General features: G+C 44.0%; 13 protein-coding genes. 4 read left to right on the forward strand and 9 right to left on the reverse strand.

Annotated features, from left to right (window positions below; genetic code table 11):
- Window positions 1-31: 31 nt before the first annotated feature.
- The 3 genes from SHEWPOL2_RS02585 to SHEWPOL2_RS02595 form a co-directional block, all read right to left on the reverse strand.
- Window positions 32-571 (reverse strand): YfaZ family protein, encoded by a 540-nt coding sequence (locus tag SHEWPOL2_RS02585; protein ID WP_037416607.1) that lies wholly within the window; start codon window positions 569-571, stop codon window positions 32-34.
- 162 nt (window positions 572-733) lie between these two features.
- A complete protein-coding gene (locus tag SHEWPOL2_RS02590) occupies window positions 734-1,243 on the reverse strand; it encodes a GNAT family N-acetyltransferase (protein ID WP_037425794.1) in 510 nt (169 codons plus the stop codon).
- A gap of 28 nt (window positions 1,244-1,271) precedes the next feature.
- Window positions 1,272-2,642, reverse strand: a complete 1,371-nt coding sequence (locus tag SHEWPOL2_RS02595; RefSeq protein WP_037416602.1) for a magnesium transporter — start codon at window positions 2,640-2,642, stop codon at window positions 1,272-1,274.
- 147 nt (window positions 2,643-2,789) lie between these two features.
- Here SHEWPOL2_RS02595 and SHEWPOL2_RS02600 point away from each other — a divergent pair, with 147 nt between their 5' ends.
- A complete protein-coding gene (locus tag SHEWPOL2_RS02600; protein ID WP_037425797.1) occupies window positions 2,790-3,275 on the forward strand; it encodes a glutathione peroxidase in 486 nt (161 codons plus the stop codon).
- A gap of 598 nt (window positions 3,276-3,873) precedes the next feature.
- Here the strand turns inward: SHEWPOL2_RS02600 and SHEWPOL2_RS02605 are convergent.
- The 5 genes from SHEWPOL2_RS02605 to SHEWPOL2_RS02625 all read right to left on the reverse strand — a co-directional run bounded on the left by SHEWPOL2_RS02605 (window position 3,874) and on the right by SHEWPOL2_RS02625 (window position 10,612).
- A complete protein-coding gene (locus SHEWPOL2_RS02605; protein ID WP_050991294.1) occupies window positions 3,874-5,691 on the reverse strand; it encodes a M1 family metallopeptidase in 1,818 nt (605 codons plus the stop codon).
- Between the two features lie 509 nt (window positions 5,692-6,200).
- Entirely contained in the window at window positions 6,201-7,172 is a 972-nt protein-coding gene (locus SHEWPOL2_RS02610) for a phosphate ABC transporter substrate-binding protein PstS family protein (protein WP_011623458.1), read from the reverse strand.
- A gap of 217 nt (window positions 7,173-7,389) precedes the next feature.
- Window positions 7,390-8,688: a phosphate regulon sensor histidine kinase PhoR gene (gene phoR, locus SHEWPOL2_RS02615; RefSeq protein ID WP_037425800.1), complete on the reverse strand. Its 1,299-nt coding sequence runs from the start codon at window positions 8,686-8,688 to the stop codon at window positions 7,390-7,392.
- 80 nt (window positions 8,689-8,768) lie between these two features.
- On the reverse strand, window positions 8,769-9,458 hold the full coding sequence (gene phoB, locus SHEWPOL2_RS02620) for a phosphate regulon transcriptional regulator PhoB (protein ID WP_011071727.1): 690 nt from the start codon (window positions 9,456-9,458) through the stop codon (window positions 8,769-8,771).
- A gap of 185 nt (window positions 9,459-9,643) precedes the next feature.
- Window positions 9,644-10,612, reverse strand: coding sequence for a porin (locus tag SHEWPOL2_RS02625; protein ID WP_037416585.1), 969 nt, complete (start codon window positions 10,610-10,612; stop codon window positions 9,644-9,646).
- A gap of 292 nt (window positions 10,613-10,904) precedes the next feature.
- Here SHEWPOL2_RS02625 and rdgC point away from each other — a divergent pair, with 292 nt between their 5' ends.
- Entirely contained in the window at window positions 10,905-11,819 is a 915-nt protein-coding gene (gene rdgC / locus SHEWPOL2_RS02630) for a recombination-associated protein RdgC (protein WP_037425802.1), read from the forward strand.
- Window positions 11,820-12,000: 181 nt separating this feature from the next.
- Here rdgC and SHEWPOL2_RS02635 read toward each other — a convergent pair whose 3' ends face one another.
- Window positions 12,001-13,812, reverse strand: coding sequence for a PDZ domain-containing protein (locus SHEWPOL2_RS02635; protein WP_037425804.1), 1,812 nt, complete (start codon window positions 13,810-13,812; stop codon window positions 12,001-12,003).
- 140 nt (window positions 13,813-13,952) lie between these two features.
- Here SHEWPOL2_RS02635 and SHEWPOL2_RS02640 point away from each other — a divergent pair, with 140 nt between their 5' ends.
- On the forward strand, window positions 13,953-16,115 hold the full coding sequence (locus SHEWPOL2_RS02640; RefSeq protein ID WP_037425805.1) for a tetratricopeptide repeat protein: 2,163 nt from the start codon (window positions 13,953-13,955) through the stop codon (window positions 16,113-16,115).
- A 149-nt stretch (window positions 16,116-16,264) separates the two neighbouring features.
- Window positions 16,265-17,821 carry a GGDEF domain-containing protein gene (locus SHEWPOL2_RS02645; protein WP_037416573.1) on the forward strand — a complete coding sequence of 519 codons (1,557 nt, stop codon included), beginning with the start codon at window positions 16,265-16,267 and terminating at the stop codon, window positions 17,819-17,821.
- Window positions 17,822-17,838: the final 17 nt, after the last annotated feature.

A 17,838-nucleotide genomic window follows, 5' to 3' on the forward strand; every position in this document is an offset into this window, starting at 1 on the left:
ACACATTTAGGTCGCCAATTTACTGGTTCGATTAGAAGCGGAATTTACCGCCGATGTACGCACCATCTTCAAAGGTAAAATCACGGGCATTATCGTATTCAAAGGCAATTTTACGATAACCAACGTACAGCGCCATATTCGGGTTGATGTTGTATTGCACTTTAGAATCCAATTCATACTGACCATCGACATTACCGAAAGACAATACCGATGGCGCGTAGTAAGCGGCAGCATGTATAGAAATATTTGGTCCTAAGGCTAACGCATAACGACCACCTACAGACACAGTACTGCCATTTGGCGCATCGTCTGCCCATAACTGGCTTAACTTAGCGCCCACTTCAAAATGATGCACTCCCGCATCGTGGGTCATGTGCATTGCACCTTGAGCAATATGACCGCTATCGTCCGAATAAATATATCCTAATACTGCATTAGTATCTTTATTCACTTGCAGCTCTAACTCAGTAGAAACCACATCGTTGTTTAAGCCAAGATTAAATTCTGACGCATTCACTTGCAGCGCGGCTGCACTCAATAATAAGACACTTGCTACTCTGAATTTAGCCATAAAAACACCTCAATAATGACTGTGGGTAATAGCGCGGATCATACCGAATAAAAAAAGAAAATCTGCATATTTAGGATTTTGGTGCCGATATTTTTGAATTTAAAACCAAATAAAAACCTTCAATAAACATCAGAAAAACCTAAATAAAACAATTTTTACACATTAAGGTGCTGGTATACGATTTCCCACTAAGGTTTGCATCGTTCCTTCAATATCAATCTCATCACATAAGGTTAAGTAATACCAACCCACGGTATTCCCCGTTCCTCTAATGCTTAAATAGTTACGCCAAAAGTGAAATCCGGCCTTGAGTAAATTCACTCTGCTGGCGTTGTTTTCATCTCGAATAGTGGCATATAACAGGGCAATTCCCTGTGCTTTAGCCACTTCAATCCGCATAAGGGTAAGCCCTTGGGCGATGCCTCGGCGGCGATATAAAGGCGAGACTACCAGATAACCGAGTTCCCCTACCGGGCCAGAACCGGCCTTAATCGCTGCGCAGCCGACTATCTCACCTTCGAGAGTCTTCGCCAATATCACGGCGCGGGACAGAGCAAAAGCCTGATGGTCGAGGGGATGCGCGTTGTCATCACGCAGGTCAATTAATGCCGCCGCAGCCGCTAATTCGGCCGCGTTTTGACAAAGAACAAATTGAATATCGTTTTGATTCATACAAATGAGTTAAACAACCTAAATCCACTTAAAGATAAAGTATCGTCGCCATACCGAGGAAAGTGAAAAAGCCCACCACATCGGTCACAGTGGTTAAAATCACCGAGCCAGAGAGCGCCGCATCTTGGTTAAATCGCTGCAAGACCATAGGCACAATCACCCCAGCTAAAGCCGCGACCGCCATATTGATTAAAATCGCACAACCTATCACTATGCCTATGGTGCTGTCGGCAAACCACCAGCCCGATACCAGTCCAATAACAATCGCCCACAGAGTGCCATTGACTAAACCAATCCCTAACTCGTTCTTCATTAACGAGAATAAGTTACCCGCAGAGATCTGCCCCATCGCCATACCGCGGATCATCAAGGTGAGCGACTGACTCCCCGCAATCCCGCCCATTGACGCCACTATCGGCATAAGTACCGCAAGTGCAACCACTTGAGATAAGACGTTTTCAAACAATCCAATGGTTGCCGAGGCCAAAAATGCGGTGAGTAAGTTAATCCCTAACCACACGGCGCGGCGCTGCGCACCTTTGATGATTGGGGCGAATAAGTCGTCGGACTCATCCATACCCGCGGTCGCCATTAATTGCGCTTCGTAATGTTCACGCACTAAGGCAGTCGCAGCCCTCAGGGTGACACGGCCAATCAGCTCCCCGGCCTCATCGATCACAGGTAACTCAATTTCGCGGCTATGTTCTATCGCCTCGGCGGCATCGAGTAGCGTCGTATCCGCAGTTAATGCACGACTGTCTTCCGATAACAGTGAAATCAGCGGCTCAGAGGGATCATGCTTGAAAATATCATAACGTCTGACCGTACCTAGGTATTTATCCGCCTCATCGACGATAAATAAGTTGTCGTTACAGTCGAGTTCAATTCGCCTGAAAAACCGCTGCGCCTGAGCCACAGTCGCCTTATCGCTGAGCACTAACATTTGATGATCGGTATAACGACCAATTTCGTTTTCCGAATATTGGTCATACAACTCGAAACGCTGCCGCTGACGCTCGCCCATCTGCGCCAAGGCGCGGTCGGTAAAACTTTCGGGGAGATAATCACTCCACTCAATCAAATCCTCAGGACTAAGCTGCGCGAATAGCAGATCCACCTCATTGTCGGGCATCTGCTTTAGGATACCCATACGCGGATCGGCACGCATTAAACTCAGCACTGTCACACGGTCACTAAACTCAACCTGTTGCCAACGCTCGTAACGCTCGTCTAGGGGTAAAGACTCCAGTGCTAATGCAATAGTACCAGGCTCTGCTTCATTTAAGATTTCACTGAACACTTCAGCCTGTTCTTCACCTTCAACTTCAGTGAGTTGCTGAACAACCTGCCCGACATCGGCCTGTGTGTTTGTTTCGTATTCGGCTTCATGTTCAGTCACATAAACGCCCTTCTGCTGAGATAAAAATTAGCGTAACTATATTGATATTGAAGAAGATTGGCAAACACGCAAAATAAATTGCACACAAATTGATTGATAACAACTTAACTATTATTTATGCTAATCATCACACCTAAGGAGGTAATGATGACATCGACTATCTATAGCCACAGCGCAAACGACATTCAAGGCAATCCAACGGCACTGGCACAATATCAAGGCAAGGTAATTTTAATTGTAAATACAGCCAGTGAGTGCGGTTTTACACCACAGTACAAAGGCTTAGAGGCGCTTTATCAAAAATATAAAGCACAAGGATTTGTGGTTTTAGGCTTCCCATGCAATCAGTTTGGTGCCCAAGAAAAAGCCGATGAGAAAGGTATCCAAAGCTTTTGTGAACTCAACTTTGGCGTGAGTTTTCCCCTATTTTCAAAAATCGAAGTAAACGGTGAGCATACTCACCCTTTATATCAGTATCTTAAAAAAGCAGCGCCAGGCCTATTAGGCACAGAACGCATTAAGTGGAATTTCACTAAATTCTTAGTTAATCGTCAGGGAGAAGTGGTCGCTCGCTTTGCGCCAACCACAAAACCAGAAGACATTAGCGACAAAATAGAAACGCTTTTAAAGTAATCAGCGAGCTATCCCGTTGAAACTTTACTATTAAATAAAAAAGTTAATTTATTTTTTATTTTCGATGGAACTTTAACCCTATAAGCCCCTCAAACATATTGAACAGCGAATGTCTTTTTCATGTTCATCATTCTCCCAGGGGCTTCTAGCGCGGCCCCCTTGACCTAGGAAGAGGTCACTAGGCAACCAATTGGTTGCCTTTTTTTATGTCTATGTTTTATTTGTAAAATAAATGTAGTCACCCACTGACTTCTATATTTAGCATGTCGGCATGGTCGAAAATAATTTCAAAAATTTTTAGCCGCAAACTGAACTTTATGAAAAGGCCTTAGTCTGAGTATATGTAAGGATTAACAAATCCGCTTTAATGCACAATTGATTGCTAAATGAAAAGTTTAGCAAAGGATTAAATGGATAAAACATGCCGTTTAATTCAATGGAACAGTTTCAAGTTATTGCATAGAGTCGAATTGGTTGGTCGTTCATCATCATCTCCCTTTTGGGAAGCAATCGAATACACGCTAGCGCACTGAATTCCTTTGTCTCCTAGCTTGATTTTCTTATGGCAACCTTTGGTTGCCATTTTTTTTATCTGTCTTTACGAGTTAAACATCCTATCTAACTGTACTTGAATGGATGGGTGATAACCTGCGCGTGCGCTTGCATAAATCTGTTTTAACTCAGCATGATAACCCGCAATCTTTAACTCAGCGTAAAGCGGACGGACAAACTTGCCGCGGCCAATACGCTGTAAATAAGCGCTTAAAGCAGGCAGCACGGGATCGTAATGATTGCGGATAGCGACCCTAAACCAATCGCAGGCAATTTCGGCATTGCTCGACTCGGTTAACTTAAAGGTATCGTCCAAATCCATTAATTGCACCTGAGACAAGACTTCGGGCAATTGGGTCAGAAAGTATTGCCAGTGATGGACACGCCAGCCTTGCACCTTAAGCTCACTAGCCGCTTTGCCCTTTAAAAAGTCCTCCAAGGCGCTATCGACCTTATCTAAACTTCGCGATGTGGGCCCCACATAACCTTGAGGTAGCCCTTCGCCATAAATCCATTCCAGCAATTCGGCTTCGCTTATCTTATCGGAATAGGCTTCAACTAAAGCGACTTTGGCGTATTTGACAAACTCTTCAGTGGTAATGGCCTTAAAAGCAAAGTGCTGCACATAGGCAAACAGAAACTTATCGAATTCGGTGCGGCCAAGTCGATGCTCTAATTCATGGACGAACATCGACGCCTTATCATAAGTAAAACGGTTAAAGGCCAGATTAGGATCGGCCTGTTGTACATTGGCGGGTAGCGTTTGCCTATGGCACGGTAAAACGGCCATTTCTTCTTTTAGTCGACCAAATTCAATAACCCATTCTAGCTCAGCCTGCTCCTTGCCATAGACTTCCTCGACAATTCGATTGGTGAAATAGGTCGTAAAGCCTTCATTTAACCAGAGATCACGCCATGTGGCGTTACTAACCAAATTGCCCGTCCACGAGTGTGCCAACTCATGGGCAACCGTTGACACAAGACTCTTATCTCCCGCAATCAAGGTTGGAGTTAAAAAAGCTAAACGGGGATTTTCCATGCCACCAAACGGAAAGCTCGGCGGCAAGATGATCATGTCATAACGCCCCCAGGCATAGGGGCCTAATAGCGATTGCGCCACATCTAGCATATGTTCGGTATCGGCAAACTCAGTTGCTGCGGCGGCCAACATGCAAGGTTCTGTATACACGCCGCTGCGCGGGCCTATAGCTTGAAATGCCAAATCGCCTACCGCTAATGCCAGCAAATGGGTTGGGATTGGTTTCTCCATCTCAAACGTAAATATCCCTTCAAGCGGTGTATCTGGATGATTCATCGCACTCATAACTGCACGCATTCCCTTGGGCACTTGGACTTTCGCATCGAAGGTTATCCGCGCCTTTGGCGTATCCTGCAAGGGGATCCAACTGCGGGCATTAATGGGCTGAGATTGACTAAAGAGATAAGGTAACTGTTTGCCGGCCGTTTGCTCAGGCATGAGCCACTGCAATCCTTCAGCTTCTGGCGAGGTGCGATAGTGAATACAGACTTGCTCACACTTTTCAGCGGGTAGCTGGATCACCAATTTCTGCCCGAGGATTTCATTTGGCACTTCAAGCACAAACTCAAGGAGCTCTTGAGTATCAGTCGTGACCGATAAAATATGTAAATCACGGCTATCGAGCCATAACTCGCTAGTCTGTGGTTCAAAGTAGCGAAGTGACAGAATCGCTTCCCCGAGCAAAGTGCGAGTCGCAAAGTCGATTTTCAACGCGAGGGATAAGTGCGTGACCTGCACTTGGTCGCTATTGGCAAAGGAATGGTAATCCCGAGTTAAATCCCATGCTGCGGGAGCGATTGGCATTTGCTGGCTTTCTGATGACATCACTTAGCTAACCTGTGAACGGTAAATTATCTAATCATATTATCGGATGCAGATTTACCGACGCGCAATCGAATAAACTGTCCTCGCATCGGCATTTTGTAACAATGCTTGAATCCAAGTTTTGCTATAATCGACTTTAGTTAACTCATAAAAACAAAATTTACATATTTTTCAATGCATAAAGAAAAATAGTAAAAATTTTTTCAAAAATTTTCTATTTTTGCTGAACTAATTTCGCGCCCTTGAGTCAGATATTATGAACCGAATCTTTGCAATGAGTTTCTTCGTTCATCATCATTCTCCTTTCGATGGTTTCTAGCGCGACCGTCCCCAGATTCCGAATTGGAATTTACAGCAACCTAATTAGGTTGCTTTTTTTATGCCTATTTTCAGTCGTAAGCGCCAGCTAGTAATCACCTAGCATGATAACCCCATACTGACGTTGGTGGTTTAAGCCCCCAAAACAAAAAGGGCCTCCGAAGAGACCCTTAAGGTTTAGCGATTTAGCATTAGAGGCGGATGCCTAACTGTTCTAAATCTTTAGCAACGACGCTCTTAGGCAGAGTCACATAACCGTCTTTTTCTACCACTTGCTGACCTTGTTTAGACAGCACGTAACGGATGAATTCTTTTTCCATTGGTGCTAAGTCTTTGTTTGGTTGCTTGTTCACGTATACATATAAGTAACGTGATAATGGGTAAGTACCGTTAGCGGCGTTTTCTGCAGTCGCTTCGATAAACTCGTTACCTTTCTTCGCGATGGCAACGGCTTTCACGCCAGCAGTTTTGTAACCGATACCTGAGTAACCGATAGCGTTCAGTGATTGAGACACTGACTGAACTACAGAAGCAGAACCTGGTTGTTCGTTTACGTTGGCCTTGAAGTCACCTTTACACAGAGCGTGCTCTTTAAAGTAACCGTAAGTACCAGATACTGAGTTACGGCCGTATAACTGTACGTCTTTAGCTGACCAGTTACCGTCAAGGCCTAAATCGCCCCAACGTTGGATGTCGCTGCTACCACATTTGTGAGTAGAAGAGAAAATACCGTCAACTTGTTCGACAGTTAAGCCTTTGATTGGGTTATCTTTGTGTACGAACACCGCTAAAGCGTCAATCGCAACACGAACTGCAGTTGGCTTGTAACCGTAGTGTTTTTCGAAGGCTTCTTCTTCATTAGGCTTCATCTTGCGGCTCATTGGGCCGAATTGTGAAGTACCTTCAGTTAATGCTGGTGGCGCAGTAGAAGAACCAGCTGCTTGAATTTGGATATTTACGTTAGGGTACATCTGTTTAAATTCTTCAGCCCACAGTGTCATCATATTGGCTAAAGTATCTGAACCTACAGAGGAAAGGTTGCCCGATACCCCACTTGCTTTCTCGTAAGTTGGCAGAGATTGATCAACAGATGCCATTGCAGTGGCAGAGAATACACCAGCGGCAGTAAGAGTCATCGCGCCGACAAGCTTTTTCAGTTTCATTATGTGCTCCAGTAATAAGCTAACTAATTTGTAACTTAAGTTTCTTCAGACGCAGCCAGTATCAATCGCTACAATGACAATTCTATGTCTAAGATATGACACTTAGATGACAAAACACCTTTTTATAAAAAATCCGCCGATTCAAACCCGATAAAAAACAAAACAGGCCATAATGACCTGTTTTTAATATAAAAAATAACGTTACATTAAATAGCAATTATTTTTTACGTTCAATCAAATGCTGCGGGATCACAAAGCTGAAAGTGCTACCCTTTCCTAATTCACTGCTGATATTAAGCTCACTGTGATGATGACTTAACGCATGTTTCACAATGGCTAAACCAAGGCCGCTGCCCCCCGTTTGCCGTGAGCGCGCGCTGTCAACTCGATAAAAACGCTCGGTTAAGCGATTGATATGCTGCGGTGCAATCCCTTCCCCAGTATCTGTCACACTGAAGAGACCGCCAGTAGCAACGCTACGCCACTGCACCGTAATCTTGCCACCAGGTTCAGTGTAACGAATCGCATTAGAAATCAGGTTAGAGCAAGCACTTCTAAGCTGTAACTCATTGCCATGGGAATCTAATCCCGGCTCACAATAGAAACTTAACTCATATTTATCCTGCGCTAATGCTTTAGCTTCTTCCTTTAAAACTTCCATTAGCTGCGACATGTTTACCGTGTTCTCAAGATTAATATCCACCGCATCTTCGATACGCGATAACACCAGTAATTGTTCGACCATCGACTGCATTCGCCGAGTCTGCTGCTGCATTAAGGCTAAGGGCTTAGCGTTCATCGAATCGGGTTCCGCCATGCTTTGCATCATCTCTAAATAGCCCTGCAATACAGTGAGCGGGGTTTTGAGTTCGTGTGACACATTGGCGACAAATTCTTTACGCATGCCTTCGAGTTGTCTTATCCGTGTAATATCGCGGGCAATCAACAGTAACTGCCGATCGCCATAGGCCATGATACGAATTTCGAGTAAACGCCGCTCCGATACTGGCGAAGCCAGCTCTAAGGGTTCCTTATATTCAGCCGCTTTGATATAGGCAGAAAAATCGGGATGACGAATTAAATTATCGATTCGTTGACCATTATCCTGTGGCCAAACGAATCCCAACATCAGCTGAGCTAATTTATTACACCATAAGATATTATGCTCTGAGTCGAGCACGACTGCTGCATCGGGTAAGGCTTCAGCGCCTTGACGGAAACGCCCAAGTAGAGCTGCCAATTGACCGACTCGGCGACGATTTTTACCTTGCAGGCGGTAAATACCATTAAATACACCTTCCCAACTGCCAGTGCCTTGGGGAGGCGTTAATTTTCTATCTCGCCATAACCAAAAATTAAGTCGCGCTAACTGACGGTAATGCCAGAACACTAGCCCTAGCAATCCAATGATCAGTATCCAGAGGGGTTTCCCTACCAATAAACCAATGAGCAAACAAAGCAGTAAAAATACGGCTAAGCGCGTAAACAACCGGTACCCTGAATAAGAGTCGAACATAAATAAACCCAAACATCAGGCTAAATAAGAGGAGCACAAGATAGCCGAAAAGCTAACCTGTGCCTATCTCTTATTTGGCACTAACTACGTGTTGAGAAACGATAACCCGCACCACGAACCGTTTGAATGAGACGATCATGGCCCGACTCTTCAACCGCTTTACGTAGGCGGCGAATATGCACATCAACGGTTCGGTCTTCGACATATACGTTTGTGCCCCACACATTATCAAGCAGCTGTTCGCGGCTATAGACACGTTCTGGGTGTGTCATAAAAAAGTGTAACAATCGAAATTCTGTGGGCCCCATATCGAGTACAGTATCGCCAACACTTACCCTGTGACTCACGGGGTCGAGTAACAATCCTTGTACGTCAATCGTTTCTTCAAGACGGGTCGGCGCGCTACGGCGTAGCACCGCTTTGATACGTGCCACCAACTCCTTGGGTGAGAAAGGTTTAGTGATATAGTCATCGGCGCCCACTTCGAGGCCCTTAACCTTATCTTCCTCTTCTCCACGGGCGGTGAGCATAATAATGGGGATCTGACGGGTAAACTCATCCTGCTTGAGGCGTTTAGCCAATTGAATACCGCTTCCTCCAGGAAACATCCAATCCAACAAAATCAGATCGGGGTAAGGCTCCTTTAGCAGCGCAATGGCCGAATCAAAATCTTCTGCCGCAGAGGTGGTAAACCCATGCTGTTCCATTACAAAAGTCAGCATCTCGCGGATGGCTAACTCGTCTTCTACTATCAATATCCTTGCAGTCATAGGTGATTTTCTGTCAGTGAATGTCAACACGGCTATTATTAGTCATTTTTATTACAGATTTATGAATAAGTGTGCCGTACAAGCTATATAGTAGCGATAATTGTCATATTAAGTTTATATAACTGTTTGTTTATCGCAATAAAAAAGGAGGCCGAAGCCTCCTTAATTCAATCTTAATACTGAGATTAGAACTTGTGTTCTAAACCAACACCGATGTATTTATCATCATCTGTATTCGCTTCTAAAGAGCGGTTGGTATAGAAAGCAAACACTTTAGTCGGCTTGCCTAAGCTGTAATCCGCACCCACTGACCATGAATCACCTAAGTCTTCCATGTCTTGATATTGTGCTTTTAATGTCACAGCATTGATATCATAAGCAGCACTTAACAGGTAGCCAGTCGCACTGTCTGCAGACACCTCAACTGGTTCGCCCGTTGTTGCATTGTATTTGTACGTTTGTTCCTGCTGCTGATACATACCACCCAACTTGATGCCAGCTAACTTGGCTTGTAAGCTAGCACGCACGATTTCATATCCAGACACATCAGAATCGTACGCAAGGGCTGCATAGACAGCGGTTTTCTTTAACTTAGCGTCACCATACATGGCGGCAGCACTGAAACCATCTTGAGCAAATTGACTTTTAACATCATTACCTTCCGCAACATAAGTGACACCAAACACGAAGTCACCAAAGGAAGGGGTTAAGTAAGTTGCCGTTTGCGCAGCACGAACTTCACCTTTAAATAATTTTGTTAAGTCGCCAGAAAGATCGTTAAATTGGTCAACATCACCTTGAGAAATCTTCAGCAAAGTATCGTTACGACCAACAGAGAACGAACCAAAGTCGCCTTTTAAACCAACAAATTGATTACGCGCAGTAAAGTTGTCGCTTGATGCATTGCCAGTATCTACTTGATACTCAACAGTATAAAAAGCAGTAAGTGAACTTGATAATTCGAAATCACCCTTCACACCAAAACGAGAAGCATTACTTTGAATAGTTGTTGTAGCGTCACCTTTCTCATCGTTTGATTGAGCGGTAACATTCAACTTACCATAAACAGTCAGTGGCTCAGCGGCATAAGCAGAAGCCAGAGTTGCAGAAGCTAGCGCAGAAGCAAGTAGAGTTTTACAAAAAACGTTCATCATTTAATCCTTTCGACGTTATGTTCGTCTTGGTTATTGGTTTGGAACGACCGAAAGTTTGCAATGAATCTGTTTCAGTTTTATTTCAATTGTGACAACTTAGGACTACCACCATAAAACCGCACCACCTACAAAAGACAAAACCCATTAACACCAAGGGTTATAGCTGAGTTTTTCTCAATGTTACATTTTGATGAATTCTGCAACCAAGGCAAAATTTAACGATTTCAGGTAGGTTTACCCCGCCGCAACTATGCCGTAAACTGCGACTTTATTTTTCCAATGAGCGCATCTTATGTGGTTTAAAAATCTTACTCTTTATCGTTTCAATAAACCTTTTTCCATCGAGACAGAAGCACTTGAAACCGCACTTGCCGATTTCACATTTTCCCCGTGCGCCAGCCAAGACGTCAGCAAATTTGGGTTTTCCAATGCCTTAGGTAAACAGGGCAGCACCTTAGTGCACAGCGCCAACAATCGTCATCTAATCTGTGTCACTAAAGAAGAAAAAATTCTTCCTGGTCAAGTAATTAAAGAATCATTAGAAGAAAAAGTGGCACAAATTGAAGACGAAGAAAATCGTAAACTCGCCAAAAAAGAAAAAGATGCGCTAAAAGATGAAATCATCACTAGCCTATTGCCACGCGCTTTTTCGCGCCGCAGCCAAACTCGCGCACTGATTTTACCTGAGCTAGAAATGATCCTCGTCGACAGCTCAAGCGCCACTAAGGCAGAAGAATTATTAGCCTTATTACGCAAGGCCTTAGGTAGCTTGCCAGTGATCCCATTAAGCTTTAAAGCACCGATTGAAAGCCAATTAACTGAATGGCTTAAAAATGGCAGCGCACCATTACCCTTTGAAATGCAAGATGAAGCTGAGCTGAAATCTGCCGCAGATGAAGGCGGCATAGTACGCTTTAAGCAGCAAGATCTAAAAGAAGACGAAGTACTTGCCCACCTAGAAACCGGCAAAGAAGTGCATAAGCTCGCCCTGCACTTTGGCCAATCGATTGCGCTATTGCTGCAATCCGATGCCAGTGTGAAACGCTTAAAATTCTCCGAAGAATTTAGAGCGGGTAACGATGAGTTGGGTAATGAAGATCCGATGGCGCGCCTCGATGCTGACTTTGCCTTAATGGGCAGTGAATTAGTCGCACTAATGCACGCCCTAGTTTCTGCATTGGGTGGCATTGAAGAGACTCAAGCTTAACGCTTAAAACGCTGATCGTATTTGGCCAAGGCTCCTTCCTAGCGAGTATTAGAAAAGTAAAAGGCGCCGCAGTTGGACTCAGTTCACTGCGGCGCCTTTTTAGTCTCTATGACTGAAGTAACACATTGGTAGTGATTCGAATAAGCCAACCTAAAGCCCACTCACTCAAATCGCAAACAAGTTAACTTTTCGTCAGCAGCTCACCCTTATTATCAAACGGCCAATCGATGCCCAGCCAAGCCTTGAAGAAGGCTTTTTGCTGTTTAGTCGCCTTCACATCGCCTTTGAGCACTAGCTTGCCGCTTTGTTTCTCACCTAAGGTTAACGCCACTTGCTTAATTTTATCGTTGTTAAATAAGGTGATTTCGACCTTATCACCCACTTTAAAGTCTTTGATGCGCTTATCAAATCCTTGAGCGGTCACCTTTAAGCCATTAATCGCGATAATCTCGTCTCCCGCCATGATACCAGCCTGCCAGGCGGGGCTATTACGCAATACTTGGGCAAGCACTAAAGAGCCATATTCGCTGCTTAAGGTCATGCCAGTGAAAGGCTCAGCTTTAGCGTCTTTACCGTAGGACATCACTAATCCGGCCTGAGACAACAGGCTTGAAAACTCAAGGCTCAGTGGACTATTCACATGACTTTGCCACCATGGGCCATAGTCCTTACCCGATAAGTCCTTCAGAATTTGCTGCACATCGGCCACAGTGTACCCCTTAGGTACGCGGTAATCCTGATAGAGTTTACGATGCACGTCGCGGTAAGAATGGGCAAGATTCGAATCCGTCAGCAGAGAGAAATCCAGCGCCAGTGAGGCTAAATAACCTTCGGAGTAAATATTCACACTGTGGTTAATCGCATAATCGCCGCCCGTACTGCTCCATTCGCCTAAACTGGCTTCGGCAACCGATTGAATTTCACGCCCAGGTGTCAGCTCGCTTTTTTCGATACGTTTGGCTAAGTCTTCTAAAAATTCTTTTGGCGTCATCACTCCTGCGCGCAGCAACAATTGTCCTTGGAAATAACTAGTTGATCCCTCGGCAATCCACAACAGTTCGGTCATGTTTTCATGCTGATAATCGTAGGGGACCAAACCTGCCGGACGATAGGCTTTAACGTTCCAAGTATGAATAAACTCATGGGACGCCGTGCTAATAAAGCGTAGGTAATCCTTACGCTCGCGAAAACTAAACCGCGGCAGTTGAATAACCGTCGAGTTTAAGTGCTCGGTCGCGCCGCCCGCCCCGCTGGTGGCATGCACCATATAAACATAACGATCAAAAGGATAATCATCCCAGATCGCTTTAGCTTGGCCACTCAATGCGGTTAAGTCTTTCACCACCTTATCGGCATCGTAGTTGCCTTCACCCCAAAACACTAATTCATAGTCTTTGCCATTAGCACTAAATTTTTTGTGAGTACTCACCCCTGTTTCAATGGGGGAGTCAATTAGCACATCATAATTAGGTGCAATAAATGAATGCGCCATTTTGCCTGACGACATGCCCGAATAACTCTGCCAGTTTTCGCGCACGGTTAATTGTACTGCTACTGGGTCTTCTCGAAATTGCGGGCTATACATTAATACGCCACTGGCATCGAGATAAGCATGGCTTGAATCAATATGACGCACGCGCTGGCCTAATTCATTGGCGTAAAGTTGATAACTCACGGTTACATTGGTTGGATTATCTAAGGCAATTTTCCACTCGCCACTAGCACTGCGTTTCCATAGGAGTGGATTGCCCTTACTGTCTTTTGCCGTGAATAAACGCACGCCATCAGAGAGTGGTAACACTTGGTATTTACCCGTACGCCACACAGGAAGATTAACCGTTAACTCACCTGCTTTCGCTTCGGGAAACGTTACACTCACCTGTGCAAGATGATGTTGGGGTTGGCTTAAATCAATTTTGTAATCCACATCGGCAAATACGTTAGCCGACCCTAATACACTTAATGCCAAAATAGATAATCTATTGGGTTTCACTCTGACTTCCTTCCGTCTTCTGTTATTATGCTTCTTATATTTTTTCCAAGTATAACAAGTCGATGTAGCATCCTCATTAGGCGCTAACAAAAGCTAACAAAATAAGTTCCTTGACTTAGGGAATATAGGGCCACCTACACATGCATAAACTCATTGTTATTTTCGTGACCTTGTTAATATCTATTTCTTTTCAAACATTGGCGGTCGATCTTGAGGCTGAAGAAATAGAATTGCGTGAAACGCCACAAAAAATGTATGACAGGCTTAATCAGTCGATTTCTTTTCCAATCACCTTTAAGAACCGTGAACAATTCGAACGAGCAGCCCAAGAACAGGGCTACAGCAGTGATGAGTTTGAGCACATACTGCAACTCCTCGCACGGTTAAATCTGGAACCCAATGTCAAAACCAAGGTGGGTTTTCAAGACGCAAACAACTTAATCGAACTTCTGGCAAGCATAGCGCAAACGCCCTTCGAGCAAGCCACCGTCGCCATGCTAAAGGGGCGCTATATCGGTCGCACCGAACAAAAATACCAAGAAGCGATCGCTTTTTATAACGAAGCACTGACACAGATCAGCGAAAGCGTTGATATTGAGTCTATGCTGCTAAAACATACCATCCATGAACATTTAGGTGGCATGCACTTGGTTATTCGCCAAGATGTACCTGCACTAATGCATTTTCACACTTATCGCGATATTGCTTATAAGCTCAGAAACGACTACCTCATCGCGGCGGCCGAATCGAAACTAGGGCACTACTATAATAAAAATCAACAACTAACCAAATCATTGCAACATTATAGTGAAGCGATTCGACTATCAAATCGCTCCAATTATCCGTCAATGAAAACGCATCTTCAGTTACAACTCGCTAAGGTGTATCGTGATTTAAAACAATGGGATGAAGCGTTAAAAAATGCCCACGAAGCCGCAGCAGGATTTAAAAAGCTAGGGAACGATACTTATCTTTCCAGCTGTATGACAGTTATTGCCATGGTGTATGGTGAGCAAGGGGATTGGAACCGCGCCATTGATTACTACCTTAATGCTCAGCAACTCGATGCTAAACGCGGTAATTACATCGCTCAAGGGCTTAATTTCCACAATTTAGGTCAAGCTTATTCGCATCTTAATGATGATGTGAATGCACTTAAGTATTTGTTGATGGCTAATAAAATATTCACTGAAAAACAAAGCCATCATTACTTGGTCTATAACGAATTACTGATTGGTGAAATTGCTCAAGGCAAGCAAGATTGGCCATTGATGATGGGGCATGCTGAAAACGCTTTAGCGTTGGCGACAGATTTAAATCTACCAGAGGAGCAAAAATCAGCACTGACACAAATCGCCCTTTCGGCAGAAAAACAGCAAGATCAAGCCAAAGTGATCAACACACAAAAAAAGATTATTGAGTTAAACAACTCATTAAAAGACACCGCTAAAGATCCTGGCGTCACTGCTTCAGTCCTTGCTGAACAGCAGCTCAAGTTAGAACTCAATATGATTCAAAGCAAGTTAAATGATGCCATTCAAACCGCTAAGGATACTAATCAATTCCTGGCATTTAGTGGTCTTATCATAACCTTGTTGGTGATAGCAGTTATCTTCTTACTAAATCAACGACGCAAGAGCAAACAGCAAAACGCATCGCTGCTTCAATTAAGCTTAGAAGAACCTTTTACCCATCATAAGGGATATGCTGCACTATTAAACGATCTGACGCTAAACCCGCCTAGCTCTCAAACCACTGCGCTAGCTTTAATTGAATTTCGCGACCATATATCGACTGACCTCAATCACGGCCAATATTTTGCCAATACTATGACCCGTCAGCTCACAAACCATATTAGCCATAGTCTGTTTATGCCCGTCTATGTGATCCGCCAAGGCTTATTTGCGGTCAGGTTTACTGAGGCCGTAGAACCACAGCAAGTGTTAACACAACTTCAACAGCAATTCGATAAACAAGCATTTACGCCTAGTTTCAATCTCGGCTTTATCAATTTGCCCCTGCTTGCCAAAGCGGAGATTAACATTGCCCCCAAATTGCTGTTTGAAACCGTGCAAATGGCACTCGCTGGCGCACGAAGTTTGCCAAATGACACTTGCTATTATGTGAGTCTCAGAGCATTAGATTTTGTGCCACCGACACTGTTTGCCGACCCGCTGTTTTTGCACTTAGAGAAAGGTATTGAACGCGGCCTGATCCGAGTCGAGACGAATGCGATAAAGGAAGATATTGTATGGCCTTGCTGGGAAAATAACCAAAATCGGCATTTGTTAGAAAATATTTGATCAATATCGACAATTAATCACTATCGTACAAGCAAAGCAATTTGCACTCTACGACCATTGTTATAACATTAGAAGCATATGAGTTAAACGCTAATCTGGACAGAGGACGTCTTGCTTGTTAGCCCTGCAGAGTTAGGAAAATACTCCGGATGAAGGATTCCAACGCGACTGTTACACAACTTGCATTACTTCAACAGAAACTTCATTCGGCAAAACTTGCCCTCGATGAAGTCAATGAAGATAGAAATGCTAAGTTACAAACTTTACTCCAATTTATTGGTCATTTAAGTCTTGCCTGCAAAGGTCAAAACTTAGAATTGGATAATAAGCTTGCCAAACTTCGCCATAACTTAAATACCTTTGAGCGAGTCGATGAAGCCCTACCTGAATTGGTCGATGTTGAACGCCTATTAAAAGGCCAATACCACCACGTAATGGTACAACTTGAAGAAAGTCGCGCAGGGCTTGCACAGGTCGTCCGCCAAATTCAACGGGTTAACTCTGTACCAGAAAAGCTCAAAAAAGAAATTAACTACTTTAAGCAAGATCTCGCTAAACCGTTCCATACGGTGTGGGAGTACATTCCTAAAGTAAAACAAATTATCGGCTTCTACGACACCATCCTACAGCAACAGTTTAATGAAACTGAAAAGTTAGATGTGTTACCAAAGCACAGACAACTCGCCCATGAGTTGGCACAAATGATCTCGGAAATTGAATTCCGTAAAGATCAACGCGATCAAGTGCTTGTCATTAAAGAAATGCTAGCATCCGATATTGAAATCGATAATTTACTGGAGGCTTATCAAACGATTTTATCCCTGCTGCTCGATAATATTGCACGGGAAAAATCCGCCTCTCAGGAATTTCTCTACGCCTTAAACGATGCCTTAGCAGCAGTGCGGGAAGTCGTTAGTGAATCCTATAATCACAACCAGCGTAGTTTCCAACTTAAAACCCAGCTTAATCGTGAAATCAATTCTCGAGTCGATAATGTGGGTGAAGCCATTATCGATACTGACGATATTGTCGACCTCAAAGCACGTTTAACCGAACAGCTCAATTCGATTCGCTCCGCCCTCGCCCGCAAAGAAGCCTTAGAGCAACGGGAGCAAGCCTTACTGCGTAAATCGATGGAAACCATGCGCAAAGAGCTTAACGAGCTTAGCAATGAGGCCAATACCTATAAAGAACGACTTTTCGAACAACAAAAGCTCAATCTGCTGGACAGCCTAACTCAATTACCTAACCGTGCCGCCCTAGAAGAGCGCATGGAGCTTGAGTATCGCAATTACCAACGTCATAAATCTCCACTATGGATTGCGATTGCAGATATCGATCACTTTAAGAGCATCAATGACAGTTTTGGCCACAGTACCGGGGACAAAACCCTACAGGTCATCGCCATGGCATTAAAAAATTCTTTACGGGATACCGAGTTTGTCGCCCGCTACGGCGGTGAAGAATTTGTGCTCATTTTGCCAGATATTGACGATAACGATATCGCTCAACTTTTAAACAGAGTTAGAGAAAAAGTAAAAAATATTCCATTTAAATTTAAAAATCAGCGAATTACAGTTACAGTATCTATAGGGGCTGCACGAGTCATGGGCAATGAGCTCATACACGAAACCTTTGAGCGCGCCGATGCAGCACTCTACAAAGCAAAACATGAAAGTAGAGACAGGGTCGTGATTGACGTATAACTAAGTCAGACTATACG

The organism is Shewanella sp. POL2, from assembly GCF_000282755.1.
In the GTDB taxonomy this organism is placed as follows: Bacteria; Pseudomonadota; Gammaproteobacteria; order Enterobacterales; family Shewanellaceae; genus Shewanella; species Shewanella xiamenensis.